Source organism: Jannaschia sp. W003, from assembly GCF_025144335.1.
Taxonomy (GTDB): Bacteria; Pseudomonadota; Alphaproteobacteria; order Rhodobacterales; family Rhodobacteraceae; genus Jannaschia.
In genome coordinates, this window is sequence record NZ_CP083539.1 from 2,181,112 (window position 1) to 2,208,092 (window position 26,981).

Annotated in this window: 22 protein-coding genes; 15 read left to right on the top strand and 7 right to left on the bottom strand. The window is 71.3% G+C overall.

Annotated features, from left to right (window positions below; genetic code table 11):
- Positions 1-29 precede the first annotated feature (29 nt).
- Both K3554_RS10660 and K3554_RS10665 read left to right on the top strand, forming a co-directional pair.
- Positions 30-3,674: a vitamin B12-dependent ribonucleotide reductase gene (locus K3554_RS10660; RefSeq protein ID WP_259940050.1), complete on the top strand. Its 3,645-nt coding sequence runs from the start codon at positions 30-32 to the stop codon at positions 3,672-3,674.
- A 143-nt stretch (positions 3,675-3,817) separates the two neighbouring features.
- Positions 3,818-4,897: a class I SAM-dependent RNA methyltransferase gene (locus K3554_RS10665; RefSeq protein ID WP_259940053.1), complete on the top strand. Its 1,080-nt coding sequence runs from the start codon at positions 3,818-3,820 to the stop codon at positions 4,895-4,897.
- Positions 4,898-4,901: 4 nt separating this feature from the next.
- Here the strand turns inward: K3554_RS10665 and K3554_RS10670 are convergent, their stop codons facing one another.
- The 6 genes from K3554_RS10670 to miaA form a co-directional block, all read right to left on the bottom strand.
- Complete coding sequence (locus K3554_RS10670; RefSeq protein ID WP_259940055.1) at positions 4,902-5,762, bottom strand: DUF1206 domain-containing protein; 861 nt, start codon at positions 5,760-5,762, stop codon at positions 4,902-4,904.
- Between the two features lie 54 nt (positions 5,763-5,816).
- Complete coding sequence (locus K3554_RS10675) at positions 5,817-7,898, bottom strand: ABC transporter ATP-binding protein (RefSeq protein ID WP_259940058.1); 2,082 nt, start codon at positions 7,896-7,898, stop codon at positions 5,817-5,819.
- Between the two features lie 251 nt (positions 7,899-8,149).
- A complete protein-coding gene (locus K3554_RS10680; RefSeq protein ID WP_259940060.1) occupies positions 8,150-9,592 on the bottom strand; it encodes an ABC transporter permease in 1,443 nt (480 codons plus the stop codon).
- 1 nt (position 9,593) lies between these two features.
- Positions 9,594-10,640 (bottom strand): ABC transporter permease, encoded by a 1,047-nt coding sequence (locus K3554_RS10685; protein WP_259940063.1) that lies wholly within the window; start codon positions 10,638-10,640, stop codon positions 9,594-9,596.
- An 80-nt stretch (positions 10,641-10,720) separates the two neighbouring features.
- Positions 10,721-12,388, bottom strand: coding sequence for an ABC transporter substrate-binding protein (locus K3554_RS10690; RefSeq protein ID WP_259940066.1), 1,668 nt, complete (start codon positions 12,386-12,388; stop codon positions 10,721-10,723).
- A gap of 307 nt (positions 12,389-12,695) precedes the next feature.
- The gene (miaA, locus tag K3554_RS10695) at positions 12,696-13,580 is read right to left on the bottom strand and encodes a tRNA (adenosine(37)-N6)-dimethylallyltransferase MiaA (protein WP_259940068.1); all 885 of its coding nucleotides are present in this window, start codon (positions 13,578-13,580) and stop codon (positions 12,696-12,698) included.
- Between the two features lie 169 nt (positions 13,581-13,749).
- On the opposite strand from miaA, the gene pyrH reads away from it, so the two are divergent.
- Positions 13,750-14,439 (top strand): UMP kinase, encoded by a 690-nt coding sequence (gene pyrH / locus K3554_RS10700; RefSeq protein ID WP_259940070.1) that lies wholly within the window; start codon positions 13,750-13,752, stop codon positions 14,437-14,439.
- On the opposite strand, the gene K3554_RS10705 is transcribed toward pyrH, so the two are convergent.
- Entirely contained in the window at positions 14,418-15,206 is a 789-nt protein-coding gene (locus tag K3554_RS10705) for an FkbM family methyltransferase (RefSeq protein ID WP_259940072.1), read from the bottom strand. The genes pyrH and K3554_RS10705 overlap by 22 nt on opposite strands.
- Positions 15,207-15,343: 137 nt before the next feature.
- Between K3554_RS10705 and frr the strand changes: the two genes are divergently transcribed.
- The 12 genes from frr to lpxB all read left to right on the top strand — a co-directional run bounded on the left by frr (position 15,344) and on the right by lpxB (position 26,864).
- Complete coding sequence (gene frr, locus K3554_RS10710) at positions 15,344-15,898, top strand: ribosome recycling factor (protein ID WP_259940073.1); 555 nt, start codon at positions 15,344-15,346, stop codon at positions 15,896-15,898.
- 264 nt (positions 15,899-16,162) lie between these two features.
- The gene (gene uppS, locus K3554_RS10715; RefSeq protein WP_259940076.1) at positions 16,163-16,888 is read left to right on the top strand and encodes a polyprenyl diphosphate synthase; all 726 of its coding nucleotides are present in this window, start codon (positions 16,163-16,165) and stop codon (positions 16,886-16,888) included.
- Complete coding sequence (locus K3554_RS10720; protein WP_259940079.1) at positions 16,885-17,763, top strand: phosphatidate cytidylyltransferase; 879 nt, start codon at positions 16,885-16,887, stop codon at positions 17,761-17,763. Before uppS ends, K3554_RS10720 begins: the two co-directional genes overlap by 4 nt.
- Positions 17,760-18,932 carry a 1-deoxy-D-xylulose-5-phosphate reductoisomerase gene (gene dxr / locus K3554_RS10725; protein WP_259940082.1) on the top strand — a complete coding sequence of 391 codons (1,173 nt, stop codon included), beginning with the start codon at positions 17,760-17,762 and terminating at the stop codon, positions 18,930-18,932. Before K3554_RS10720 ends, dxr begins: the two co-directional genes overlap by 4 nt.
- The gene (gene rseP / locus K3554_RS10730) at positions 18,923-20,263 is read left to right on the top strand and encodes an RIP metalloprotease RseP (RefSeq protein ID WP_259940084.1); all 1,341 of its coding nucleotides are present in this window, start codon (positions 18,923-18,925) and stop codon (positions 20,261-20,263) included. Before dxr ends, rseP begins: the two co-directional genes overlap by 10 nt.
- A gap of 115 nt (positions 20,264-20,378) precedes the next feature.
- Entirely contained in the window at positions 20,379-20,504 is a 126-nt protein-coding gene (locus K3554_RS10735) for a hypothetical protein (RefSeq protein ID WP_259940086.1), read from the top strand.
- A 101-nt stretch (positions 20,505-20,605) separates the two neighbouring features.
- Positions 20,606-23,005, top strand: coding sequence for an outer membrane protein assembly factor BamA (gene bamA, locus K3554_RS10740; protein ID WP_259940088.1), 2,400 nt, complete (start codon positions 20,606-20,608; stop codon positions 23,003-23,005).
- A complete protein-coding gene (locus K3554_RS10745; RefSeq protein WP_259940089.1) occupies positions 23,005-23,628 on the top strand; it encodes an OmpH family outer membrane protein in 624 nt (207 codons plus the stop codon). The genes bamA and K3554_RS10745 overlap by 1 nt, the downstream gene beginning before the upstream one ends.
- Before the next feature lie 68 nt (positions 23,629-23,696).
- A complete protein-coding gene (gene fabZ, locus K3554_RS10750; protein ID WP_409197310.1) occupies positions 23,697-24,155 on the top strand; it encodes a 3-hydroxyacyl-ACP dehydratase FabZ in 459 nt (152 codons plus the stop codon).
- Positions 24,155-24,952, top strand: a complete 798-nt coding sequence (gene lpxA, locus K3554_RS10755) for an acyl-ACP--UDP-N-acetylglucosamine O-acyltransferase (RefSeq protein WP_259940090.1) — start codon at positions 24,155-24,157, stop codon at positions 24,950-24,952. The genes fabZ and lpxA overlap by 1 nt, the downstream gene beginning before the upstream one ends.
- Positions 24,949-25,743, top strand: coding sequence for an LpxI family protein (locus tag K3554_RS10760; protein ID WP_259940091.1), 795 nt, complete (start codon positions 24,949-24,951; stop codon positions 25,741-25,743). Before lpxA ends, K3554_RS10760 begins: the two co-directional genes overlap by 4 nt.
- Positions 25,740-26,864: a lipid-A-disaccharide synthase gene (gene lpxB, locus K3554_RS10765; RefSeq protein WP_259940093.1), complete on the top strand. Its 1,125-nt coding sequence runs from the start codon at positions 25,740-25,742 to the stop codon at positions 26,862-26,864. Before K3554_RS10760 ends, lpxB begins: the two co-directional genes overlap by 4 nt.
- The last annotated feature ends 117 nt before the right edge of the window (positions 26,865-26,981 follow it).

The window sequence follows — 26,981 nt, forward strand, 5'->3', positions numbered from 1 at the left end:
GCGGGGCCGGAAGGATACGGGAGAGACCGATGCGGATCGAACGCCAGCTGACCACCGCCGAGGAGGGCGCCTACGGGGCCCTGGGCTTCACCACCACCACCTCGGAGATCCGCAACCCGGACGGGACCACCGTGTTCAAGCTCGACGCCGTCGAGGTGCCCGAGGGCTGGAGCCAGGTCGCCTCGGACGTGATCGCGCAGAAGTACTTCCGCAAGGCCGGCGTCGCCGCGAAGCTGAAAGCAGTGAAGGAGAAGGGCGTTCCCGAGTTCCTCTGGCGCTCGGTGCCCGACGAGAAGGCGCTGGCCGCGCTACCCGAGGAGGAGCGCTTCGGCGGCGAGACCTCGGCGCGGCAGGTCTTCGACCGTCTCGCCGGCGCTTGGGCCTATTGGGGCTGGAAGGGCGGCTACTTCTCCTCGGAGGAGGACGCGCGCGCCTACTACGACGAGATGCGCGCGATGCTCGCCCGCCAGATGGCCGCGCCGAACTCGCCGCAGTGGTTCAACACCGGCCTCCATTGGGCCTACGGCATCGACGGCCCCGCGCAGGGCCACCACTACGTGGACCCGTTCACGGGCGAGCTGACCCGCTCGACGTCCTCCTACGAGCACCCGCAGCCCCACGCCTGCTTCATCCAGTCGGTCGGGGACGATCTGGTGAACGACGGCGGCATCATGGACCTGTGGGTCCGCGAGGCGCGGCTGTTCAAGTACGGCTCGGGCACGGGCACCAACTTCTCGGCGCTGCGCGGCGAGGGCGAGAAGCTCTCGGGCGGCGGCAAGTCGAGTGGCCTCATGGGCTTCCTCAAGATCGGTGACCGGGCGGCGGGCGCCATCAAGTCGGGCGGCACCACGCGCCGCGCGGCGAAGATGGTGATCGTCGACATGGACCACCCCGACATCGAGAAGTTCATCGAGTGGAAGGTGGTCGAGGAGCAGAAGGTCGCGGCCCTCGTTGCCGGCTCCAAGTCCATGGAAGCCGAGCTGAACAAGGTCATGGCCGCCGTGCGCGCCTGGGACGGCGCGCTGGACGATGCCGTGGACCCGGCCGTGAACGAGGGGCTGAAGCAGGCCATCCGCACCGCCAAGAAGGCCCGGATCCCCGAGGCCTACGTGATGCGCGTGCTCCAGTACGCGCGGCAGGGCTACGAGACGATCGAGTTCCCGACCTACGACACCGACTGGGACTCCGAGGCCTACAACACGGTCGCGGGCCAGAACTCCAACAACTCGGTGCGGGTGACGGACGCTTTCCTCCACGCGGTCGAGAAGGACGCCGACTGGCCTCTCCTGAACCGGGTCGACGGCAAGGTGGCGCAGACGGTGAACGCACGCGCGCTCTGGGAGAAGGTGGGCCATGCCGCCTGGGCCTGCGCCGATCCGGGCATCCAGTTCCACGACACCGTGAACAGCTGGCACACCTGCCCCGAGGACGGGCCGATCCGGGGCTCGAACCCGTGCTCGGAGTACATGTTCCTGGATGACACCGCCTGCAACCTGGCCTCGATGAACCTGCTGACCTTCCTGCGGGACGGCCAGTTCGATGCCGAGCTCTACTGCCACGCCACGCGCCTGTGGACCGTGACGCTGGAGATCAGCGTGATGATGGCGCAGTTCCCGTCGAAGGAGATCGCGCAGCGCTCCTACGACTTCCGCACGCTGGGACTGGGCTACGCCAACATCGGCGGCCTGCTGATGAACCTCGGGCTGGGATACGACTCCGACGAGGGTCGGGCGCTCTGCGGCGCGCTGTCCGCTGTCATGACCGGCGTCAGCTACGCCACCTCGGCCGAGATGGCGGGCGAGTTGGGGCCGTTCCCCGGCTACGAGAAGAACGCCGCCCACATGCTGCGGGTGATGCGCAACCACCGCGCGGCAGCGCAGGGGCGCATCGACGGCTACGAGGCGCTGAACGTGAACCCGGTTGCGCTGGACGTCGCCAACTGCCCCGATGCGGCGCTGGCCAAGCTGGCGGGCGACGTCTGGAACCGGGCAGTCGCCTTGGGCGAGAAGCACGGGTACCGCAACGCGCAGTCGACCGTGATCGCGCCGACGGGCACGATCGGCCTCGTGATGGACTGCGACACCACGGGCATCGAGCCGGACTTCGCGCTGGTGAAGTTCAAGAAGCTCGCGGGCGGCGGCTACTTCAAGATCATCAACCAGTCGGTTCCGGCGGCCCTCGCCAAGCTGGGCTACGGCGAGGCGGAGATCGGCGAGATCATCGCCTACGCGGTGGGCCACGGGAGCCTCGGCAACGCGCCCGGAATCAACCACACGGCGCTGATCGGCCACGGCTTCGGCAAGCGCGAGATCGACGCGATCGAGAAGGCCCTGCCCTCGGCGTTCGACATCCGCTTCGTGATGAACCAGTGGACGCTGGGCGAGGGGTTCCTGACCAAGACGCTGGGCATCCCGGCGGCGAAGCTGGCGGACCCGTCCTTCGACCTGCTGCGCCACCTCGGCTTCACGAAGGCCGAGATCGAGGCGGCCAACGACCACGTCTGCGGGACCATGACGCTGGAGGGCGCGCCGCACCTGCGCGAGGAGCACCTCGTGGTGTTCGACTGCGCCAATCCCTGCGGCAAGAAGGGCCGGCGCTACCTCTCGGTGGACAGCCACATCCGCATGATGGCGGCGGCCCAGTCGTTCATCTCGGGCGCGATCTCGAAGACGATCAACATGCCCAACGACGCCACCATCGAGGACTGCCAGAAGGCCTACGAGCTGTCCTGGTCGCTGGGGGTGAAGGCGAACGCCCTCTACCGCGACGGCTCGAAGCTGAGCCAGCCGCTGGCAGCCAGCCTCGTCGAGGACGACGAGGAGGCCGCCGAGGTTCTGGAGACCGGCACGCCGGCGCAGAAGGCGGAGGTGCTGGCCGAGAAGATCGTGGAGCGGATCGTGGTGCGCGAGATCGCCCGCGGCCGCGAGCGGATGCCCGAGCGGCGCAAGGGCTACACCCAGAAGGCCGTGGTCGGCGGGCACAAGGTGTACCTGCGGACCGGCGAGTACGAGGGCGGCCAGCTCGGCGAGATCTTCATCGACATGCACAAGGAGGGGGCTGGCTTCCGGGCGATGATGAACAACTTCGCCATCGCCGTCTCGGTGGGCCTCCAGTACGGGGTGCCGCTCGAGGAGTTCGTGGACGCGTTCACGTTCACCAAGTTCGAGCCTGCGGGCATGGTGCAGGGCAACGACTCGATCAAGAACGCGACCTCGGTGCTCGACTACATCTTCCGCGAGCTGGCCGTGAGCTACCTGGACCGCACCGATCTGGCGCACGTGAAGCCCGAGGGCGCGACGTTCGACAGCCTCCACACCGAGGCGGACGGCAACGTGGCGCCGGTGGGCGAGGCGGGCGACAAGTCGCTGGCGGTGATCCGTCAGGTCACCTCGTCGGGCTACCTGCGCAAGCGCCTGCCGCGCGACCTGGTGGCGCTGCGGGGCGGCGCCGACCGCGTGGCGGCTGAGCTGGCAGGCGGCGAGACGCGGACCGTCGAGGTCGAGACCTCGAGCGAGACGTCGACCACGGTGGCGGTGTCGATGGACGCGCGCGTGAAGGCCAAGATGCAGGGCTACGAGGGCGAGGCCTGCGGCGAGTGCGGCAACTACACGCTGGTCCGCAACGGCACCTGCATGAAGTGCAACACCTGCGGGTCGACGAGCGGGTGTAGCTGAGCACCAGACGCATCTTACGACCGGAAGGGGGGCCTCGCGGCCCCCCTTTCCCGTTCCTCCCCTCATCCTGCCCGAAATACCTCGGGGTCCGGGGCGGAGCCCCGGCGCTCGACGCGGGGACGCGCCCGCAGTAGGGCACCCCGATGCAACCCGTCTCCGTCTTCCTCGCCTGCGCCCCCGGCCTCGAGCCGCAGCTCCTCGCGGAGGCGCGCGGGATCGGCGTGCCGGGGCCGAAGCTCGTGCCCGGGGGCGTGGAGTGCGGGGGCGGTTGGGAGGCCGTGCGGCGGGCGAACCTGCGCAGCCGGATCGCGAACCGGGTCCTCGCGCGCATCTTGCAGTTCCGGGCCGCCGGGTGGCCGGCGCTGGATGCGGGGCTGCGCGAGGTGGACTGGAGCGTCCTGCCGCCACACTCGCGGGTGCGCGTCGACGCCTCGGTGGCGCGCTCGCGCACGGCGCATGCGGGCGCGGTGGCGGGGCGGGTGGCGGAGGCGCTGGAGCGGGCGGGGCACGTGGCGGACCGCGACGGCGCGTTCCGCGTCTTCGCCCGGGTGGAGCGGGACGAGGCGACGATCTCGATGGACACCTCGGGCGAGCCGCTGCACCGGCGGGGCTTCAAGCAGGCCGTGAACCGTGCGCCCCTGCGCGAGACGCTGGCGGCGGGGTTCCTGCGGATGGCGGAGTGGGACGGGGGCGTGGTGCTCGACCCGATGTGCGGGTCGGGGACGTTCCCGATCGAGGCGGCGGAGATGGCGGCGGGGCTGCGACCGGGGCGGGAGCGTAGCTTCGCGTTCGAGGCGTTGCCCTCGCACGACCCGGAGCGGTGGGCCGCGCTGCGGGCCGAGGCGCCCGAGGGACGGGCCGTGACGATGCACGGGTCGGACCGCGATGCGGGCGCGGTGGCGATGGCTCGCGCGAATGCGGAGCGGGCCGGGGTGTCCTGCGCGTTCCGCGAGGCCGCGGTGTCGGACGCGGTGCCGCCCGAAGGGCCGCCGGGGCTGGTGATCGTCAATCCGCCCTACGGGGGGCGTCTGGGCAAGGGGCTGCAACCGCTCCACGCGGCGTTCGGCGCGGTGATGCGCGAGCGGTTCACGGGATGGCGCGTGGCGATGGTGACGAGCGAGGCCGGGCTGGCGAAGGCCGCGGGGCTGGACTGGGGGCCGCCGGGCCCGGTGGTGGACCACGGCGGCATCAAGGTGCGGCTCTGGACGGCGCGGGTGGCGTAGGCGGTCAGGCCGCCTCCATCTCGCGCTTGCGGCGGCGGGCGAGGCTCTCGAGGTCGTCGTGGGGCACCTTCTCGACGATCCGGTAGGCGGCGTTCACGAAGCAGAAGAACGCGAAGCCCAGCAGGCCGAGGCAGAGCACGATCACCAGCACGTTGCCGAAGGGCTGCGAGGCGAGCCAGTCGAACACCTTGCCCATGCCGCCTGCCTTCTCGGGCGTGCCGGCCCAGGCGGCGGCGCCGAGGAAGCCGCCGACCACGAGGATGATGACCCCGTTGGCGATCACGCCCGCGCGCAGGGCCCAGTCGTAGCGGCCCGTGAAGCGGTTGGCGGCAAGCTTCTCGCGGTACTTCGCCTTCCAGCCCTTGATTACGTAGTAGATGCCCGCGCCGATCGTCGCGAGCGCGGCAAAGGCGAGGATCCAGCGCCCGCCGGGCAGCTCCAGCACGCGGGCCACCACGGATGAGACGCCGCCGCGTCCGCCGTCCTCCTCGCTGCGGCCGAACACGATCGACAGGGCGAGGCCGGCGATGACGCCGTGGACGAGGCCGGTCACGACCATGCCGGCGCGCGCGACGAGGCCCTTGGCCTCGGTGCCGTAGTCCTCAAGGTCCTTGATGGCATCGAGCCCGCGCCAGATGGCGTAGGCGACGAGCCCGATGGCGATGAGCCACAGCACGACGACGCCCCACGTGCTGTCGCCGAGCGAGCGCAGCGCCGAGCCGGTGCCCTGCGCCTCGCCGCCGTGCCAGATCGCCCAGAGCGACAGGCCCGCGACGGCGAGGTAGGTGACGCCGCGCCCGGCGTAGCCCGCGCGCATCACGGGGATCGCCCACTTGTAGTCGGTCTCGGTGTCGCGTTCGGCCATGCCGCCCTCCGGGTTGTGCCGAGGTCAACGCGCCCCGGAGGGAGGGGGTTCAGCCTATTCGGCGGCGATCTGGATCACCGGCTCCATGCCCTGCAGCGCCTCGTCGGAAAGGTGGCACTTGATGGCGTGGCCGCCGAACTTCTTCATCGGGGGCACCTCGCGCTCGCACAGGCCCCCGGGCACCTGGGACTTCCAGCGGCAGCGGGTCTGGAACGGGCAGCCGGGCGGCGGATCCATGGCCGAGGGAATGTCGCCCTCCAGCACGATGTGCTTCTTCACGACGTGGGTGTCGGCGATGGGGACCGCGGACAGCAGCGCCTCGGTGTAGGGGTGGTAGGGCGGCGAGAACACCTCCTCGGTGGTGCCCAGCTCGACCACGTGGCCGAGGTACATGACCATCACGCGGTCGCTCAGGTAGCGCACGATCGAGAGGTCGTGGGAGATGAAAAGGAGCGTGGTGCGGTGCTCGCGCTGGATGTCCATCAGGAGGTCGGTGACGGCGGCCTGCACCGAGACGTCGAGGGCCGAGACCGGCTCATCGGCCACCACGATGCGGGCGTCCCCGGCGAAGGCGCGGGCGATGCCGACGCGCTGCTTCTGGCCCCCGGACAGCTGGCGGGGCATGCGGCCCGCGAACTCGCGTGGCAGCTTCACGAGGTCGAGGAGCTGGAGCATCCGCTCGCGCCGCGCGGCGTCGTCCTTGCCCACGCCGAACACCTCCAGCGCGCGAATGATCTGGCGGCCCACGGTCATTGAGGGGTTGAGCGTGTCGAAGGGGTTCTGGAACACCATCTGGATCTTCGAGACCTGCCCCGGCCCGCGCTGCTCGATGGGCTTGTCCTGGATCTCGTCGTTGTCGAGCAGGATGGTGCCGTCGGATGCGGTCTCCAGCCCCATCAGGAGCTTGGCGAGGGTGGACTTGCCGCAGCCCGATTCGCCCACGATGGCGAGGGTCTCGGACTCGCGGGCCTCGAAATCGATCTCCTCGTTGGCCTTGACCACGCGCGCCTCGCCGCCGCCGAACAGGGCGTTGGCGGCGACCTCGTAGTACTTGCGCAGGTTGGACACGCGCAGGACCGTGGCGCCGGGGGGCGCGCCGGCGGGCTTGTCGACCACCTCGGGCGGGTGCGCCCAGTCGATCTCGTCCCAGCGGATGCAGCGGGAATGGTGGTCGGGGCGGCCCGCCTCCTCCATGGGGATCTTGCCCTGGTCGCAGCGGCCGGCGACGAAGTACTCGCAGCGGGGGCCGAAGTTGCAGCCGGGCGGGCGCTCGTGGGGCAGGGGGAAGTTGCCGGGGATAGCGACCAGGGGGCGCGCGGTCTTGGAGGCGCCCGGCAGCGGGATCGAGCGGAAGAGCGCCTGGGTGTAGGGGTGGCGCATGCGGTCGAAGACCTCGGCGATCTCGCCGTCCTCGACCGCCTCGCCCGAGTACATCACGCAGATGCGGTCGCAGGTCTCCAGCACCAGCCCGAGGTTGTGGGAGATGAACAGCATCGCGGTGCCGTACTTGCGGCCCAGATCCTTCACGAGGTCGACGATGCCGGCCTCGACCGTGACGTCCAGCGCGGTGGTCGGCTCGTCGAGGATGAGGAGCGAGGGCTTCGACATCAGCGCCATTGCGATCACGATGCGCTGCTGCTGCCCACCCGAGAGCTGGTGCGGGTAGCTGTCGAGGATGCGCGCGGGGTCGGGGAGCTTCACGTCCGTGACGGTCTGGAGGGCCATGGCGCGGGCCTCCTCCTCGGAGGCGCCGTCGTGGAGCATGGGCACTTCCATGAGCTGCCGGCCCACGCGCATGGCGGGGTTCAGCGAGGCCATGGGCTCCTGGTAGATCATGGCGATCTCGTTGCCGCGGATGTCGCGCAACTCCTCGGCCGAGAGGTCGGCGAGGTCGCGGCCCTTGAACTTGATCGAGCCGCCGACGACGCGGCCGTTCACGCCGAGGTCCTGCATGACGCCCAGGGCGACCGTGGACTTGCCGCATCCCGATTCCCCCACGAGGCCCACCGCCTCGCCCGGCTGGACCGAGACGGAGAAGTCCATCACGGCGGGGATCTCGCGCAGGCGGGTGAAGAACGAGATCGACAGGCGGTCGATCTCGAGGATGGGGCCGTCGTGGTCGGGGGCGATCTTCATCTAGATATCCAGTGAACCGATAGAAAATGCCGCTGCCGCTAGGGCGGACAATATTGCTGCAACTTTGTTGTTGCTCGCGACTGCTTCGGCCCAAGCCCGCTCCGGAGCGCCATCGGCATCCAAACGGACTTGGAAGGCATCGGCAGGTAGTTTCACCATAGCGCTCCTGAACCAAAAGAAGGCTGCTCCAGCGGAAGCGAGGGTGCCAACGAAATTCGCGACGGCCGTTACGATTACAGGCAAATTTTCCATCAATCCCGTAGACTTTCTTCTCTCAACCCGTCCGCCAACAGATTCAGCCCCAGCACCAAACTTAGCAGCGCCAGCGCGGGCACGATGGCCGGATGGGGCGCGATGGTGAGGAGGCGGCGGCCGTCGTTGATGGTGTTGCCCCAGTTGGGGCTCTCCGACTCCAGGCCGAGCCCGAAGAAGCCCAGGGTTCCGAGCAGGATCGTGGTGTAGCCGATTCGCAGGCAGAAATCGACGATCAGCGGGCCTCGGGCGTTGGGCAGGATCTCCCACAGCATGATGTACCACGGGGTCTCGCCGCGGGTCTGGGCGGCGGCCACGTAGTCGCGGGTCTTGATGTCGAGCGTGAGGCCCCGGACGATGCGGAACACGGTGGGCGAGTTCACGAAGACCACCGCCACGAAGACAGTGAGGATGCCGGCGCCACCCGGCAGGTCGAAGAGGTCGAGGGGCAGCCACTCGAACGGGCTGTCGGGGGCGTTGATGACCGACAGGTAGGCCAGCCCCATGGGCGTGCAGACGACCGCGAGCAACGCGTAGGCCTTGGGCGGCTGGGTGCGGTAGCGGCTCCAGATCAGCACGGCGGCGAACACCACCGGCGCCACGAAGAGCACGGCGGCCATGTAGGAGGGCAGGCCGGTAAGGCGGATCTCGGGGGTGACGAGGAGGAAGAACAGAAGGATCACCGGAAAGGCGAGGATCAGGTTCGCGAGGAACGTCAGCACCGTGTCGAAGCGCCCGCCGTAGTAGCCCGCCGGAAGCCCCAGCGTGATGCCGACCATGAAGGCGAACACAGTCGCGAGGGGCGCGATCAGCATCACCGTGACCGAGCCGACCACCATGCGCGCGAACACGTCGCGCGCGAGGTTGTCGCCGCCGAGCAGGTAGTAGGGGTAGCCCTCGTCCGCGACCGGGGAGCCGAGGGGCTCGTTCTTCATGCCCGAGACCTGGGAGAGCGGGTCGTGGGTCAGGATCAGGTCGAAGGCGCCCGACCAGAACGCGGTGAACACCCAGAACATCACCAGCGCGAAGCCGATCATGCCGATGGTCGAGTCGAAGAGCTTGCCGTAAAGGCCCGTACTCCGCTTGGTCCAGATCGACACCGCGAAGAGGGCCACGAGGCTGAGCCACACGGGCAGGAACTGCCGGCACATGCCGCCGACGATGCCGCCGCCCTGCCAGTCGACCACGACGCCGGTGACGACGTAGGCGACCAGCGTGGCGAGCACGGCCCAGAGCGAGTAGCGCTGCGCGCGGGTGACAAGGCCGGGGAAGCCCTCGGCCATGGCGGCGGTGCCGTCGGGGTTGATGACGACGCGGGGGCCGGTCGTCACCAGCGAGGCGGCGATGGCGAGCACCGTGGTCACCCCGAGCGCGGTGGCGGAGATAGCAAGGATGGGGTCGAGCACCTCGCCCATCGCGCCGGTCCAGGTCAGCTGTTCCATGTCAGGCCATCCTGATGCGGGGATTGAGGTAGACGTAGCCCACGTCCGAGATCAGCTGCGTGACCAGCACGACCGCCACCGAGACGATCGAGACGCCGAGCAGCAGGTCCACGTCGTTGTTGCCGGCGGCCTGAACGAGGGTCCAGCCGATGCCCTTGAAGTTGAACAGCGTCTCCACGATCACCACGCCGTTCAGGAGCCAGGGGAACTGGAGCATGATCACCGTGAAGGGCGCGATCAGCGCGTTCCGCAGCGCGTGCTTCAGGACGATGTTGCCGAAGCTCACCCCCTTGAGGCGGGCGGTGCGGATGTACTGCGCGGTCATCACCTCGGTCATGGACGCGCGGGTCATGCGGGCGATGTAGCCCATGCCGTAGAGGGCGACGGTCAGCACGGGCAGCGTGAAGTTGGCGAAGGTGATGTCGTCCATCGCCGAGGCGGCCGAGCCCTTGAACCATTTCAGGCCCACCGCCGAGGAGGCGAACACGGCGATGAAGATCACGCCCGAGACGTATTCCGGCGTGGCCGTGGTGGCGATCGAGACCGTGGAGAGGGTGCGGTCCAGCTTGGAGCCCTCGCGCATGCCGGCCAGCACGCCGAGGAGGAGGGCGCCGGGCACCATCACGAGCGTCACCCAGAACATGAGCTTGGCGGTCTGCCAGCCGCGCGTGCCCAGGATCGAGAGCACGTCGTCCTTGAACACGGTCGAGAAGCCCCAGTCGCCCTGCAGGATGCCGCAGAAGCGGGGCGCGGTGGCCGGATCCTCGCCGGGGCGGGCGCAGCGGCTGAACACCACCGCGCCGTCCTCGACGCGCTGGTAGGCCGGGGCGGCGCCCAGCCAGCGGGCGTACTTCAGCGGGATCGGGTCGAGGTAGCCGCGGTCATCCAGCCAGGAGACAACCTGCTCGTCGGACATGCGGTTGTTGGCCTGGTTCTTGGCCAGCTTCTCGAGGTTCGGGAAGAGGTTCGTGAGGAAGAACACGATGAAGGTGAGGCACAGCGCCGTGAGGATCATGACCCCCAGCCGTCGTGCGATGAAGCCCAGCATTCGCGCCGCCTCCGGTCAGTCGAGAGCCCCCGGACGGGGGCGGGGTGGGGGACGCGGCTCGCGCGTCCCCCGGGGCGGGGTCAGCCTTCGGCGAGGCCCCATTTGTACATCTGCGGCAGGTACGCGATGTGCATGTCCACGCCCACCACGCCGGGGCGCGAGTGGCGGTAAAGCGAGCGCCAGTACGGCTGGATGGTGACGCCCTCGTCGATCACGATGCGCTGGATCTTGGACATGACCACCTTGCGGGCCGCCGCGTCGGCGATGGCGTTTGCCTCGGCGAGCAGCGCGTCGAACTCCTCGTTGGACCAGCCGAACTCGTTCCACGCCACGCCCGACTTGTAGGCGAGGCCGAGCACCTGGGTGCCCAGGGGGCGGTGGTTCCAGTTGGTGGACGAGAAGGGGTACTTCACCCAGTCGTTCCAGAACGTGGAGCCCGGCAGGATCGTGCGCTTCACCGGGATGCCGGCGTCGCGCAGCTGCGCGGCCACGGCGTCGGTGGTGTTGCGGCGCCAGTCGTCGTCGATCGAGATCAGCTCGTGCTCGAAGTCGGCCATGCCGGCCTCCTCCATCAGCGCCTTGGCGCCCGCGGGGTCGAACGGGATGCGCTCCACCGAGTCGTCGTACTCGGGGTGCACGGGGCCGACGTGGCAGTTCTCGGCGGGTGTGCCCTGGCCGGCGTAGCCCAGCTCCAGCAGCACGGCGTTGTCGCAGGCCATGGCGAGGGCGCGGCGGACGCGCACGTCCTCGTAGGGGCGCTTGCCGTCGACCTCGGCCAGCTGGTTGGGCCGGATCACGATGGTGGAGCCGGTGACGACCTCGGAGCGGTCCCAGCCGATCGAGTCGAAGATGTCGACGAACTCGCCGACGTTCTCGAACATCGTGTCGATCTCCTCGGCCTCGGCGGCGGCCATCCAGGCGGCCGGGTCGGTGCCGTAGTCGAGGTACTCGATGCGGTCGAGATAGGCGCCCTTGCCCTCGGCGGTGCCCCACCACTCGAAGTCGGGACGGCGGACGAGCACGGACTTCACGCCGACCTCGTGGCTCTCGGACATGTAGGGGCCGGTGCCGATCTGGTTGCCCAGGAGGTCGTCGGGATCCTGGTCGGGGTGCAGCACGTGGGCCGGATAGTCGGCGATGCCCGGGATCAGCGTGATGTCGGGCTGCAGCAGGTTGAGGCGCACGGTCATGTCGTCGACCACCTCGATGGCGCCCTCGGCGGCCATGTTGGTCTCGGGGTCCACGATCGAGGTGACGCGGGCGGCCATGGAGTTGCCCTCGGCGTCGGCCTCGGCCCAGCGGCGGAAGTTGTGGGCCACGTGCTCGGCGGTGAAGTCGTCGCCGTTCGACCACTTCACGCCCGGACGGACGCGCAGGGTGTAGACGGTGGCGTCGTCCGAGACGTCCCAGCTCTCCAGCAGCCAGCCGCCGAAGGTGCCGTCGTTGTTGTACTCGACAAGGGATTCCAGCCAGCCGCCGGCGACGTAGCTCATCTGCGTCCAGTCGAAGGTGCGCGGGTCCTTGAGGGCGCGGACCTCCATCTGCATGCGAAGCGTGCCGCCCTGCTGGGGCATGGCGTGGGCGTCGGCGCGGGCCGGCTCGGCGCCGATGAGCGCGTAGGCGGCGGGGATCGAGACCCCGAGGGCAGTGGCGCGGGCGAGGAACTCGCGGCGGTCCATCTGGCCGTCGAGATGCTCCTCGGCGTACATCACGGCGCCCGGATGGGGGGCGTTGTGCAGGTCTTTCATGGCGTTCTCCCGGTTGATCGCCGCACGGTTCGGCCGCGCGGTCGTCGGAACGGGTTCATTGCCCGCTCTCTCGTGGTGGCCGCATCGGACCCGATGGGATGGGGGGCGTCAACGCGGTTTATCGGCACATGGCGGTTCGAAAGCGACATGGGGGCGTCGGATCGGGGCGCGGAAGGCATCGCTTCTGGGGGGCGCGGCGACCGGAGACCGAACGCAACCGACGCGCGAAATTGGAGAATCATCCTCGGGGGGAGCGGTGGCGCGCGGCGCAACCGCCGGTATCGTCACGCCGGCGGCATCCGTGGCGTCACCCGAGGGTCTCGGCGTCCACCCGGGTCCAGTCGCGCATCCGGCGCCGGAACCACGTGCGCTGGCGCTTGGCGTAGCGGCGCGAGGCGAGCACGGCGCGGGTCCGTGCCTCCTCCAGCGTGATCTCGCCGCGCAGGTGGGCGACCAGCTCGGGCGCGCCGATGGCGCGGGCCGCGTTCAGCGCCGGGTCCCAGCGGGGCAGCACGCGGCGCGCCTCGTCCAGCGCGCCCGCCTCCAGCATAAGGTCGAAGCGCCGGGCGATGCGCGGGTCGACCCACGCGGCGGGGGCGTCGAGCACGAGCGCGGCGCAGCGCCTCAAGGGCAGGAGGGGCGGCGGGGTCTCCGCCTGCCACGCGCGGATCGGGCGGCCCGTGTGGCGCGCGACCTCCCACGCGCGCAGGACGCGGGCGGGGTTCGCCATGTCGAGGCCCGCGCGGGTGGCGGCGTCCAGCTCCCGGCCCATCGCCTCCAGCCCGATGGCGGCGAGCCGCGCCTCGGCCTCGGCGCGGATCTCGGGGGGCGTCGCGGGGATCTCGGCCAGCCCTTCCGTGAGGGCGCGGAACGCCAGCCCCGTGCCGCCGACCACGATGGGGCGCGTGCCGCCCGCAAGCACCCCGGCGGCGTCGCGCAGCCAGTCGCCGACCGAGAAGCGCGCCTCCCAAGGCACGTAGCCGTAGAGCGCATGAGGCGCGGCACGCTCCTCCTCGGGCGAGGGGCGGGCGGTCAGGACCCGCCAGTCACGGAAGACCTGCAGCGCGTCGGCGTTCACGATCGTGCCCCCCCGCCGGGCGATCCGCAGGGCCAGCGCGGACTTGCCGCTCGCCGTGGGTCCGGCGATCAGCACGGGGCGATCGGGGGGGATATCGTCGATCCAGTCCAGCATGGTGCGCGGCGGCGCCGATCCCCCTCTTGCCGCGGTGCGGCGCGGTTGTGCGCTCCGGGCTAATCTCCTACACCCGGCGGCGCAACGGCGGCACGGGGGCGGGCACATGCGGGCAGGCGGGGAGAAGGCGGCGCGAGGCGCCGACGGAGGGCCGGCCTTCCGGCGCGTGATGCTGAAGATCAGCGGCGAGGCCCTGATGGGCCCGCAGGGCTACGGCCTGCATCCCCCCACCGTGGAGCGCATCGCACGCGAAGTCGCCTCGGTGCAGGAGCTGGGCGTCGAGGTCTGCATGGTGATCGGCGGCGGCAACATCTTCCGCGGGCTCCAGGGCTCCGCGCAGGGGATGGAGCGCACCACGGCCGACTATATGGGCATGCTGGCGACGGTGATGAACGCGCTGGCGATGCAGGGCGCCTTGGAGAGCCTTGGGTTGCACACCCGCGTCATCTCGGCGATCCCGATGGACCAGGTCTGCGAGCCCTACATCCGCCGCCGCGCCGTGCGCCACCTCGAGAAGAAGCGGATCGTCGTGTTCGCGGCCGGCACCGGGAACCCCTACTTCACCACCGACACCGCGGCCACGCTGCGCGCCTCGGAGATGTCCTGCGAGGCGATCTTCAAGGGCACGAAGGTGGACGGGGTCTACGACAAGGACCCGGTCCAGCACGCCGACGCGGTGCGCTACGACCGGGTGAGCTACGACGAGGTGCTGACCAAGCACCTGAAGGTCATGGACGCCTCGGCGATCGCGCTGGCGCGCGAGAACAAGCTGCCGATCATCGTGTTCTCGCTCGACGAGCCGGGCGGCTTCCGCGGCATCCTCGCGGGCGAGGGCACCTACACGCGGGTCGCGGACTGAGCGCGCGCGGCCGGGTCGCCGCGCTCCTCGGGCCACGCCACGGTGTGGAAGGTGCAGCGTGGGGCGGGCCGCACCGATCCGTCGCCTTGAAGGTCGCCCAGCGCGTATCCGGCCGCACGGAGGCGCGCGGTGACCGCGTCGGCGTTGCGCTCGCTGACCTCGACGTAGAGCACGGGGCGCACGTCGCGCAGGAGGCGGGCGCAACCCTCGAGCGCCGCCAGCTCGGCGCCCTCGACGTCGATCTTGACCAGGGCGGGCGCGGGCCAGTGGGCGAGCAAACCGTCGCCCGTCACGGCGACCACCGAGCGGATCGCGGCGGCGGGGGGCGCCGCGTCGCCGCCGCCGTGGCCCACGAGATGGCTGCGGGCGTGCCCGCGCGAGGACACCGCGAAGAGCAGCACCCCGGGGGCATCCGCGATCGCCGCGCAGAGCACCTCGACCGGCGCGTATGACGGGCCGAGGGCCGCGGCGGAGCGGAACGCCATGTCGGCATAGGCCGGATCGGCCTCCAGCGCGCGCACCGCGCCGCCGGGGCCCGCCCGGTACGCGGCGAGGAAGGCGAAGATCCCCTGGTTCGCGCCGATGTCCCACACCGCGTCCCCGGGGCGCACCATCCGGTCGGCCACGAGCATGAGGTCGCGGGCGATGCCCTCCCACCCGCGCCGCAGGAGGCGCGCGTCGGCGCGCGGCGTGACCCGCACGCGGGCGCCGCCGAAGCGGGCGGGCAGGCGCTTGCGGTAGGTGAAGGCGAGAAGGGCGCGCAGCATCGGCGTGGTCTCCGGGGGGCGGCGGCTTCGAAGCGCGTCCCCCGAGACACGCCCGCCGCGCCGCTGGGCCGAGCCCCTAGCCTTCGGAGAGGCGAATGGCTAGGACGCCGTGAAACGAGGCCCCCCCGGAGGACCCCATGGCCGACGCGTTCGAGCTCGACACCGACGACCTTCAGCGCCGCATGGACGGCGCGCTGGCGAACCTGCGACAGGAGTTCGGCTCGCTGCGCACCGGGCGGGCCTCGGGCTCGATGCTCGAGCCGGTCACGGTGGACGCCTACGGCGCGCAGACGCCGATCAACCAGGTGGGTACCATCAACGTGCCAGAGCCGCGGATGGTGACGATCAACGTCTGGGACAAGGGACTGGTCGGCAAGGTCGAGAAGGCGATCCGCGAGAGCGGGCTGGGCATCAACCCGCAGACCAACGGCACGATCATCATGCTGCCGATCCCCGAGCTCAACGAGGAGCGCCGCCGCGAGCTCACGAAGGTGGCCGGGCACTACGCCGAGAGCGCGCGCGTCGGCATCCGCAACGTGCGCCGCGACGGCATGGACCGGATCAAGAAGTCCGACCTCCCCGAGGACGAGCGCAAGTTCTGGGAGCAGGAGGTCCAGGAGATGACCGACCGGCACATCAAGATGGTCGACGACGCGCTGGAGACGAAGCAGGCGGAGATCATGCAGGTCTGACCCGCTATGCCCGTCCGACCGGACGGGAGGCGGCGGGGCGATGCCGCGCTGTTATTGCATGTCCGCCGGTCCGCGGCATCCCGATGCGCCTTCGGGGCCGCGACTGCCGACCGGCGGGCGGGACGACCGACGAGCGGCGCCGCCCGACGGGCCGGCGCACGGGGCAGGGCGGCCACGTCCGCGCGCCCCGATCAAGGAGCCGGCATCCCCCACGGGGCCTTCGGCTCGCTGCGCCCGCGAGGGCACGAGGACGAGGAACGGATCATGTCAGGCAACTCGCACGAGGGCGGACCGAGGCACGTCGCCGTCATCATGGACGGCAACGGCCGCTGGGCGCAGCAGCGGGGGCGGCCGCGCCTCCTCGGCCACCGCGCCGGCGCCAAGCGGGTCCGCGAGATCGTCGAGGCCTGCCCCGACCTCGGCGTCGACTACCTGACCATCTTCGCCTTCTCGACCGAGAACTGGAAGCGCACGCAAGAGGAGGTCTCGGGCCTCATGAGCCTGTTCCGCCGCTACATCCAGTCCGAGGCGCAGACGCTGCTGGAGCAGGGCACGCGGGTGCGCTTCATCGGCGACCGGCTGCGGCTGGATGCCAAGCTGCGCCGCCTCATGGACTCGCTGGAGGCGATGACCGCACACAACACGCGCTGCAACCTCACCATCGCGCTCAACTACGGCGGCCGCGACGAGGTGGCCCGGGCCACGAAGCGCCTCGCGCACGACGTAGCAGACGGCAAGCTCGACCCCGATGCGATCTGCGACGAGACGCTGCCGCGCTATCTCGACACCTGCGTGCTGCCCGACCCGGACCTCGTGATCCGCACGTCGGGCGAGGCGCGGATCTCGAACTTCCTGCTGTGGCAGTCGGCCTATGCGGAGTACGAGTTCGTGGACACGCTCTGGCCCGACTTCGACCGCGCGGCCTTCGCCGCGGTGCTGCGCCGCTACGGGAGCCGCGAGCGGCGCTTCGGCGGCGTCCTCTCCGCATGAGCGAACGGCGCGACACGCCCGAGCCGGTGGCGCCCGAGGACGAGCCGCCGCTGTTCGAGTTCGAGCACGTGGCGCCCGTCGCCCCGACCGTGGCGGGAAGGTTCCAGGACCTCGCGCCGCGTCTGATCACGGCGATCCTGCTGCTGATCGTGGGCGGCGTCGCTGTCTGGCTGGGGGGCGTGGTGTTCGCGGCCCTCATCTCGGTCTGCGTGGGCGTGATGATCTGGGAGCTGGCGACGATCGTCCGCACCGGGCCGCGCCGCGCCATGCTGCTGGCAGGGACGGGGGGCGGCTCGCTCTTCCTCGCGGGGCTGGTGCCGGTGGGCCTCGGCCTGCCGCTGCTGATGCTGACCCCGATGCTCGCCATCGCCGTGATCCGCGAGAGCCGGCGCCTCATGGTGTTCCTGCCGCTCGGGATCATCCTCGCGGGCCTTTCGCTGATCGAGCACCTGACCAACTTCGGGTTGGCTTGGATGCTGTGGCTGATCGCCATCGTGGTCGCCTCGGATGTCTTGGGCTACTTCGCGGGCCGGATGCTGGGCGGGCCGAAGTTCTGGCCGCGCGTGAGCCCCAAGAAGACCTGGTCGGGCACCATCGCCGGCTGGATCGGCGCCGCGGTCGTCGGCGTGATCTGGGTGCTCGCGCTCGACGCCCCCTGGGGCACGGTGGGCATCTCGGTGGCGATCGCCATGATGGCGCAGATGGGCGACATCGCGGAGTCGGCCGTGAAGCGGCGGCACGGGGTCAAGGACAGCTCCAATCTCCTGCCGGGCCACGGCGGCCTGTTCGACCGCTTCGATGCGATGCTCGGCGCCGCCCTGATGCTGCTGGTCATCACGTCGATGACGCCGTTCCCGCCCGCGCCCGCCCTTTGACCCGCCGCCTCAGCGTGTTCGGCGCCACCGGCTCGGTGGGCTTACAGACGCTCGACCTCGTGGCGCGCGAGCCCGAGAGCTACCGCGTCGTGGCCATGACGGGGGCGTCGAACGTTGCGCAGCTCGCCGCCGACGCCCGGCGCCTGCGGGCCCAGGTGGCCGTGACGGCCGACGACGCGCGGCTGGGCGATCTGCGCGACGCGCTCGCCGGGTCGGGGGTGGAGGCCGCCGCCGGGCGCACTGCCGTGCTGGAGGCCGCCGACCGGCCCGCCGACTGGACCATGAGCGCCATCGTCGGCGCCGCCGGGCTGGAGCCCGGACTGCGCGCTCTGCGCCACGGCGGCACGCTGGCGCTCGCCAACAAGGAGAGCCTCGTCTGCGCCGGCCCGCTGCTGCGCGCCGAAGCTGCGCGGTTCGGTGCGACGATCCTGCCCGTGGACAGCGAGCATTCCGCCGTCTTCCAGGCCCTCGCGGGCGAGCGGCGGGCGGACGTGGAGAAGGTCACGCTCACCGCGTCGGGCGGGGGGCTGCGCGAATGGCCGCTGGAGCGGCTGCGCGACGCCACCCCCGAGGAGGCGGGGCGGCATCCGAACTGGGACATGGGCCAGCGGATCACGGTCGACTCCGCGTCGATGTTCAACAAGGCGATGGAGCTGATCGAGGCCCACGCCCTGTTCGACCTCGGCGCGCACGAGATCGACGCGGTGATCCACCCCCAGAGTATCGTGCACGCGCTCGTGCAGTTCCGCGACGGGGGCGTGATGGCGCACATGGGGATGCCCGACATGCGCCACGCGATCGGCTACGCCCTGCACTGGCCCGAGCGGCGCATGCTGCCCGTCGAGCGGCTCGACCTCGCGGCCCTCGGGCGCCTCGATTTCAGCGCCCCGGATCCCGCGCGCTACCCGGCGATCGCGCTGGCCTACGACGTGATCCGCCGCGGCGGGCTGGCGGGGGCGGCGTTCAACGCGGCCAAGGAGGCGGCGCTGGACCTGTTCCTGGGCCGCGCGATCCGCTTCACGGACATGGCGCCGCTGGTGGAGCGGGTGATGACGCGGCTGGACCCCCGCCTTGAAGCGGACACGATAGGGCTCGATATGGTGCTTGAGATCGACGAGGAGGCCCGGCGGGTCGCCCGAAGCCTTGCGGAGGATACGGCATGGACCTAGGCGGCATCGCCCAGTTCGGGGGGCTTCTCTGGACGTTGCTGGCCTTCGTTACCGCGCTCAGCGTGATCGTGGCGATCCACGAGTACGGCCATTACATCGTCGGCCGCTGGTGCGGCATCAAGGCGGAGGTGTTCTCGATCGGCTTCGGCCCGGTGCTCGTGTCGCGCATGGACCGCCACGGAACGCGCTGGCAGCTCGCCGCGCTGCCCCTCGGCGGCTACGTGAAGTTCCGCGGCGACGCCAACGCCGCCTCGGTTGGCGCCGACGGCCAAGTCGCCGCGATGACGGCCGCCGAGCGCGAGACGACCATGACCGGCGCCAAGCTCTGGAAGCGCGCCGCGACCGTGGCGGCGGGGCCGGTCTTCAACTTCATTCTCTCGATCCTCGTATTCGCGGCGTTCGTGCTGGCCTCGGGCCGCGCCATAGAGACGCCGGTGATCGGCGCCGTGGCCGAGCTGCCGCCGGGCGTGGAGTTCCTCCAGGAGGGCGACGAGGTCGTGTCGATCGACGGCACGCCCGTCGGGTCCCTGACGGAGCTGAACACCCTGGCCGGCGAGCTGACCGATGCCGAGACCGTGCGCTACGAGGTTCTGCGCGACGGCGAGCGGCTGGAGGTGGACGCTTCCGCGCCGTTCCTGCCGCTGGCGGCGTCGGTGCAGCCGCGCTCCGCCGCCTGGGAGGTGGGGATGCGTCCCGGCGACTACGTGCTCGCCATCGACGGAGAGCCGATCACGACCTTCCGCGACATGCAGGATCGCACCGCCGCCGGCGACGGGCGCCCCATGGAGCTGCGCGTCTGGCGCCCCTCCGAGGCGCGCGAGCTGACCCTCACCGTGGTGCCGCGGCGCATGGACCTGCCCTTGCCCGACGGCGGCTTCGAGACGCGCTGGCTGATGGGCCTGTCTGGCGGGCTGGTGTTCGAGAGCCCCACAGAGGCTGCCGGCCCGATCGAGGCCCTGAGCTACGGCGTCAGCCAGACGCTGTTCATCGTGCGCTCGTCGCTGTCGGCGCTGGGGCACATCGTGTCGGGCGCGATCTCCACCTGCAACCTGTCGGGGCCGATCGGCATCGCCGAGACGTCCGGCGCCGCGGCCACCCTGGGCGCGTCGAACTTCATCTGGTTCATCGCCGTGCTCTCCACCGCGGTGGGCCTGCTGAACCTCTTCCCGATCCCGGTGCTCGACGGCGGCCACCTCGTGTTCCACGCCTACGAGGCGGTGCGCGGGCGTCCGCCATCGGACGACGCGGTGCGGGTGCTGATGACCCTCGGCGTGGCGCTGATGGGGGCGCTGATGCTGTTCGCGCTGTTCAACGACGTGATGTGCCCCTGATCCGGCGCGGGGCCGCCGCCTGACTCCCCGAACGCGCCCCACGCCCGCCCAAGTCGCGCCCCATTCCCCCTTCAGTCCTCGTGTCATCGACGGACCTTCAGAAGGAGGCGAGGCCATGCGCCACATGCAGGACGGATACCGCGGACTTTCCCTGTTCCTCGGAATGAACATCGACCGCTTCCTCTCGGTCTTCGCGATCCTCGCGGCGATCCTGTGCGCGAGCTGGATCCAGGGCCTCTGACGGACGCCCCCGACGCGCGGCACGGAACGGTGCCGCGCTTTGACAACCCCCCTGCCAGCCGCTAACCCCTCGGGCAAAACGAGGCACCGGGGGGCAGGGGCATGCAGGTTTTCGCGCGAGGGGCGTGCCGGTTCGGTGCGACGGCGGCAGGCACGCTCGGGGCGGTCGCCCTGGCCGGCACCACGGCATTCTGGTTCGCCGGCGCGGCCGAGGCACAGACCTTCCGCTTCACCTCGTTCGACGTGCAGGGCAACCAGCGCATCGACGACGCGACCGTCATCTCCACGCTCGGCGTGACGCCCGGCCAGCCGATCGGCGCGGGCCCCCTGAACGACGGGTTCCAGCGCCTCCAGGCCTCGGGCCTGTTCGAGAGCGTCGAGATCGTGCCGAGCGGCGAGCGCCTCGTGGTGGTGGTGCGCGAGTTCCCGACCATCAGCCGCATCGCCATCGAGGGCAACGCGCGCATCAAGGACGACCAGCTCCTGGAGCTGGTCCGCTCCACGCCGCGCCGCGTCTACGACCCCGCGCAGGCCGAGGCCGACGCCGCCGCCATCGCCGCCGCCTACGGGCAGGCCGGTCGTCTGGCGGCGACCGTGTCGCCCAAGATCATCCGCCGCAGCGACAACCGCGTGGATCTCGTGTTCGAGGTGGCCGAGGGCCGCGTCACCGAGGTCGAGCGCGTGGGCATCGTCGGCAACCGCGCCTTCTCGGACCGGCGCCTGCGCCGGGTGCTCGAGACCACCCAAGCGGGCATCTTCCGCGCGGTGATCGGCTCCGACACGCTGGTGCCCGAGCGGCTGGAGTTCGACCGCCAGCTCCTGCGCGACTTCTACCTCAGCCGCGGCTACGTGGACGTGGAGGTGCTGTCGGTCACGCCCGAGCTCGCGCCCACGCGCGACGCCTTCTTCCTGACGTTCCGCATCCGCGAGGGGCAGCAGTTCCGCTTCGGGCAGGTCGGCGCGGCCACCAACCTCGGCGGCGTGGACGCGGCCGAGTTCGGCGCCGAGGTGCCGGTGCAGCGCGGCGACGTCTACAGCCCCCAGGCCGTGGAGCGCACCATCGAGCGGCTGGAGCGGCTGGCCACGCGCAAGGGCCTGAACTTCGTGCGGGTCGTGCCGCGCGTGACCCGCAACGAGGCGGCGCGCACCCTCGACGTGGCCTTCGTGATCGAGCGCGGGCCCCGCGTCTTCGTGGAGCGCATCGACATCGAGGGCAACGCCACCACCCTCGACCGCGTGATCCGCCGCCAGTTCCGCATCGCCGAGGGCGATCCCTTCGACCCCCGCGAGATCCGCGCCGCGGCGGAGCGCATCCGAGCGCTCGGCTACTTCGCGGACGCCTCCGTCGAGGCGCGCGACGGCTCGGCCGCCGATCAGGTGATCGTGGACGTCGACGTCGAGGAGCAGCCCACCGGCAGCCTCGGCTTCGGCCTCAGCTTCTCGGTCGACGCCGGCGCCTCGCTTGCGCTGACCTTCGCGGAGACGAACTTCCTCGGCCGCGGGCAGTCGCTGAACCTTGCCGTCAACGTCGGCAGCACCGCCGGCAACTCGCAGCTCACCTTCGTGGAGCCCGCGTTCCTCGGACGCGACCTCGCGCTGTCGACGTCGCTCTACTACAGCGAGACCGATCCCGACGACGAGAACTTCGCGCTCGAGCAGCTGGGCTTCCGCCCCGGGCTGGAGTTCCCGGTGGGCGAGTACGCGCGGCTCGGCGTGTTCTACAACATCGACCGCGCCACGCTGATCTCCGACGATCCGGGCAGCGACGTGAACGGCGACGGCGTGATCTCGCCGGGCGAGGGGCTGGCGAACGTCTCGGCGATCCTCGCGCGCGAGGCCAACGAGGAGCGCATCACCTCCTCGGTGGGCTACCGCTACGTCTACAACACCATCGGCGACGGGCTCGACCCGACGCGCGGCTACCGCCTGACCCTGGAGCAGGAGGTCGCGGGCCTCGGCGGCGACGAGAAGTTCGTGAAGTCCGCCGTGACCGCGCAGGGCGAGCAGCTGGTCCTCAACGAGGAGGTGACGCTGCGCGGCACCCTGAGCTTCGGCGCCCTCGTGCAGCTCGAGGACACCGTGTCCACCCGCTCGAACCGCTACTTCGGCACCGGCAACCTGATCCGCGGCTTCCGCTCGGGCGGCATCGGTCCGCGCGACACCTTCGCGCCCTCCGACCCCTTGGGCGGCAACCGCTTCGTGCAGGCCCGCGCCGAGGCGCTGTTCCCGATCGGCATCCTGCCCGAGGAGTACGGCATCTCCGGTGCCGCCTTCGTGGACGCGGCCTCGGTCTGGGGGCTGGACGACACCGACGGCGGGGCGGTCTCGGGCGACGGCGTCGGCATCGTGGACGACGGGTTCTTTCTGAACTCCTCCGTGGGCGTGTCGATCCTGTGGGACACGGCGATCGGGCCGCTGCGCTTCGACTTCACCGAGGCGATCCGCAAGCGCGACTTCGACCGCGAGCAGAACTTCGACCTCACGATCCAGACCCGCTTCTGATGCGCGCCGCTGCCCGCCTCGCGGCCCTCGCCGTGATGGCGGCGACGGCGGGACAGGCCCAGGAGGCCCCGGCGCCCGCCGTGGCGCCCGCGCTGCCGGTGGTGGTGCTGGACCGCGACGCGCTCTACGCCCGCTCCATGTTCGGCCAGCGGGTGCGCGCGGACGTGGAAGCTGCGCTCGCGCAGCTCGGCGCCGAGAACCGCCGCATCGAGGCGATGCTGGAGGCCGAGGAGCGCGCGCTGACCGAGCGCCGCCCCGCCGAGGCGGCCGAGGTGTTCCGCGAGCTCGCCACCGCGTTCGACCGCCGCGTCGAGGGCATCCGCGAGGCCCAGGACGCGAAGGCGCGCGCGATCCAGGACCAGCAGGACCGGGCGCAGCAGGTCTTCCTCGAGGAGATCGGGCCGGTGCTCTCCGCGTTCACCCGCGAGGTCGGGGCGCAGGTGATCCTCGACCGGCGCATGGTGATCGCCGCCACGGGCGAGGTCGACATCACCGAGGAGGCGCTGGCGCGCATCGACGCGGCCCTCGCCGACGGCGCGGGGCTGGAACCGTCGGCCCCCACGCCGCGGCCGGGTGCGGAGACGGCGCCGGAGACGGGCGCGCGGACGGACCCGGACCGCTAGGAACCGCGCTGGACCGCCCCCCCGGCGCTTGCTAGCGAAGGGGCGCGCGCAACCGGACGGAGCCTGCCTTGCCCATTTCCACCGAAGCCGACATCGACCTGATCCAGCGGATCATCCCGCACCGCTATCCGCTGCTGCTGATCGACAAGGTGCGCGACATCGTCGCTCACAAATCGGCCACCGGCATCAAGTGCGTGACGATGAACGAGCCGCATCTGCAGGGGCACTTTCCCGGCACGCCCATCATGCCCGGCGTCTACATCGTCGAGGCGATGGCGCAGACGGCGGCGCTCTTGGTGGGTCTGAGCGACGAGCTCGAGGGGCGCGACGCGCTGGTCTACTTCATGGGCATCGACGGCGCCAAGTTCCGCCGCAAGGTCGTGCCCGGCGACGTGGTGGAGATGCGGCTCGAGGTGCTGCGCGGGCGGCCCGGCGGCAAGGTCTGGAAGCTGAAGGGCGTGGCAACCGTCGAGGGCGAGGTCGCCGCCGAGGCCGAGCTGACCGCCATGATCGACGTGCGCGGCTGATGGCCGTCGATCCCGCCGCCGAGGTCCACCCGTCGGCGGTGGTCGAGGCGGGCGCGCGGATCGGCCCCGGCGCCCGCGTCGGCCCGTTCTGCGTCGTGGGCGCGGAGGTGGAGCTGGCCGAAGGGGTGGAGCTGAAGTCCCATGTGGTCGTCGCCGGCGACACGCGGATCGGAGAGGGCTCGACCGTCTATCCCTTCGCCTGTGTCGGCGAGGTGCCGCAGGACCTGAAGTTCGGCGGCGAGCGCACGTCCCTGCGCATCGGCGCCCGCAACCGCATCCGCGAGCACGTCACCATCAACCCCGGCACCGAGGGCGGCGGCGGCGTCACCCGGATCGGCTACGACGGGCTGTTCATGGCGGGCTGCCACGTGGCCCACGACTGCCAGATCGGCGACCGGGTGATCGTGGTGAACAGCTCCGCCGTGGCGGGTCACTGCGTGGTCGAGGACGACGTGATCATCGGCGGCCTGTCGGGCATCCACCAGTTCGTGCGCATCGGCACCGGGGCCATCATCGGCGCGCTGTCGATGGTGACCAACGACGTCGTTCCCTACGGCCTCGTGCAGGGGCCGCGGGCGGAGCTGGACGGCCTCAACCTCGTCGGGCTCAAGCGCCGGGGGGTGGCGCGCGCCGACATCCAGGCGCTGCGCGTGGCGCTGCTGACGCTCAAGCAGGGCGAGGGGACGTTCCTGGAGCGGGCCCGCCGCCTCGGCGACGAGAGCGACAGCGACTACGTGCAGCGCATGGTCGCGTTCATCACCGGGGCCTCGGACCGCTCGTTCCTGGTGCCGCGGTGAGGCGCACCGTGCTGGTGGCGGGCGAAGGGGCCTTGCCCCGCGCGGTGACGGCGGCGCTGGACGCGGCTGGAACGCCGTGGATCGCGCGGCACCTCGACGGGCATGTGCCGGAGGGGATCGCCTCCGAGCCGTTCCGGATCGAGCGCCTCGGCACGCTGCTGGAGGAGCTGGCGGGGCAGGGCGTCGGTCGCGCCATCTTCGCCGGACGCATCGCGCGGCCCCCGATCGACCCCGCTAAGCTCGACGCGGCCACGATGCCGCTGGTGCCCCGCATCGCCGCCGCCGTGGCGCGGGGCGACGACGGAGCCTTGCGCGAGGTGATCGCGGTGTTCGAGGAACGCGGGATCGCCGTCGCGGGGCTGGCGGAGGCGGCGCCGTCGCTGCTGGAGGTCCCGGAGATCGGCACGCCCACCGACCGCGACGTCCGCGACGTCGCCAGGGCGCGCGAGGTCCACGCCGCGCTGGGGGCGCTCGACATCGGGCAGGGGGTGGTGGTGGCCGGCGGGCAGGTGCTCGCCGTGGAGGCGCAGCCGGGAACGGACTGGATGCTCGAAAGCCTGCAGCGACCCTCGGCCTACGGACGGCCCGAGGGCGGCGTGCTCCTGAAGGCGCCGAAGGCCGCGCAGGACCGGCGCATCGACCTTCCCGCGATCGGCCCCGACACGGTGCGGCGGGCCACCGCCGCGGGGCTGCGCGGCATCGCCGTGGAGCGGGGCGGCACGGTGATCCTCCATGGCACCGGCGAGGCCGCCGCTGCCGCCGGTCTCTTCCTCCACGCTTTCGCGCCGTGAAGCTTTTCCTCGTCGCCGGCGAGCCCTCGGGCGACCGCCTCGGGGCCGCGCTGATGGCCGGGTTGCAGCAGCTCGCTCCTGAGGTCGAGATCGCCGGCGTGGGCGGCAACGCCATGGCCGCGCAGGGGCTGCGGAGCCTGTTCCCCATGGAGCGCCTGTCGGTCATGGGGTTGGCCGAGGTGTTGCCCCGCCTGCCGGAGCTGTTCGCCCTGCGCGACCGCACGGTGCGGGCCGTGCTCGACGCGGCACCGGACGCGCTGGTCACCATCGACAGCCCCGACTTCGGCCTGCGCGTCGCCGCGAAGGTGCGGGCCGCGAACCCCGCGATCCGCACCGTCCACTACGTCGCGCCTTCGGTCTGGGCGTGGCGTCCGGGCCGGGCCGAACGCATGGCGCGCAGCATCGACCACGTGCTGGCCCTGCTACCCTTCGAGCCTCCCTACATGGAAGCGGCCGGTATGACCTGCGACTTCGTGGGCCATCCCGTGGTGGCCGAGCCGCGCGCGAGCGAGGACGAGGTGGCCGCCTTCCGCGCCCGCCACGGCCGCACCGCCCTCGTGCTGCCCGGCTCGCGCGGCGGCGAGATCGCGCGGCTCGCCCCGGTCTTCGGCACGGCGCTGCGCCGGCTGCCCGACGGCGTCCGCCCCGTGGTCCCCACGCTGCCGCACCTGCGCGAGCGCATCGACGACGCGGTGGCGGACTGGCCTGTGAAGCCCGTGATCGTCGACCGCCCCTCGCGCCGCCGGGCCGCCTTCGCCGCCGCCGATGCCGCCCTGGCCGCCTCGGGCACCGTCAGTCTGGAGCTGGCCGCGAACCGCGTGCCGATGGTGATCGCCTACGACATGGCGTGGTTCAGCCGCGTGGTCTTGAGCCGTCTCCTGCGCGTGGACACGGTGACGCTGGTGAACCTGGTCAGCGAGACCCGCGCGGTGCCGGAGTTCCTCGGCGCCGCCTGCAAGCCCGGCCCGGTGGGCGACGCGCTCGCCCGCCTCCTCACGGTCCCGAGCTTGCGCGAGGCGCAGCGCGATGCGTTGGACATGACGATGGACCGGCTCGGCCGCGGCGGCGAGGCGCCCGGTCTGCGGGCGGCACGCTCGGTCCTTGCGCGGATCGAGGCTTAGCGACGGCGCGCCGAGGGCCGGACGACCCGGCCCCGGTTAGACTGCGTCCCAGCGCATGGCGAACCCGAGGTCCGCGGGTTGCGCGTCCTTCGATGAAGCGACCTCCGGGTTCGATGC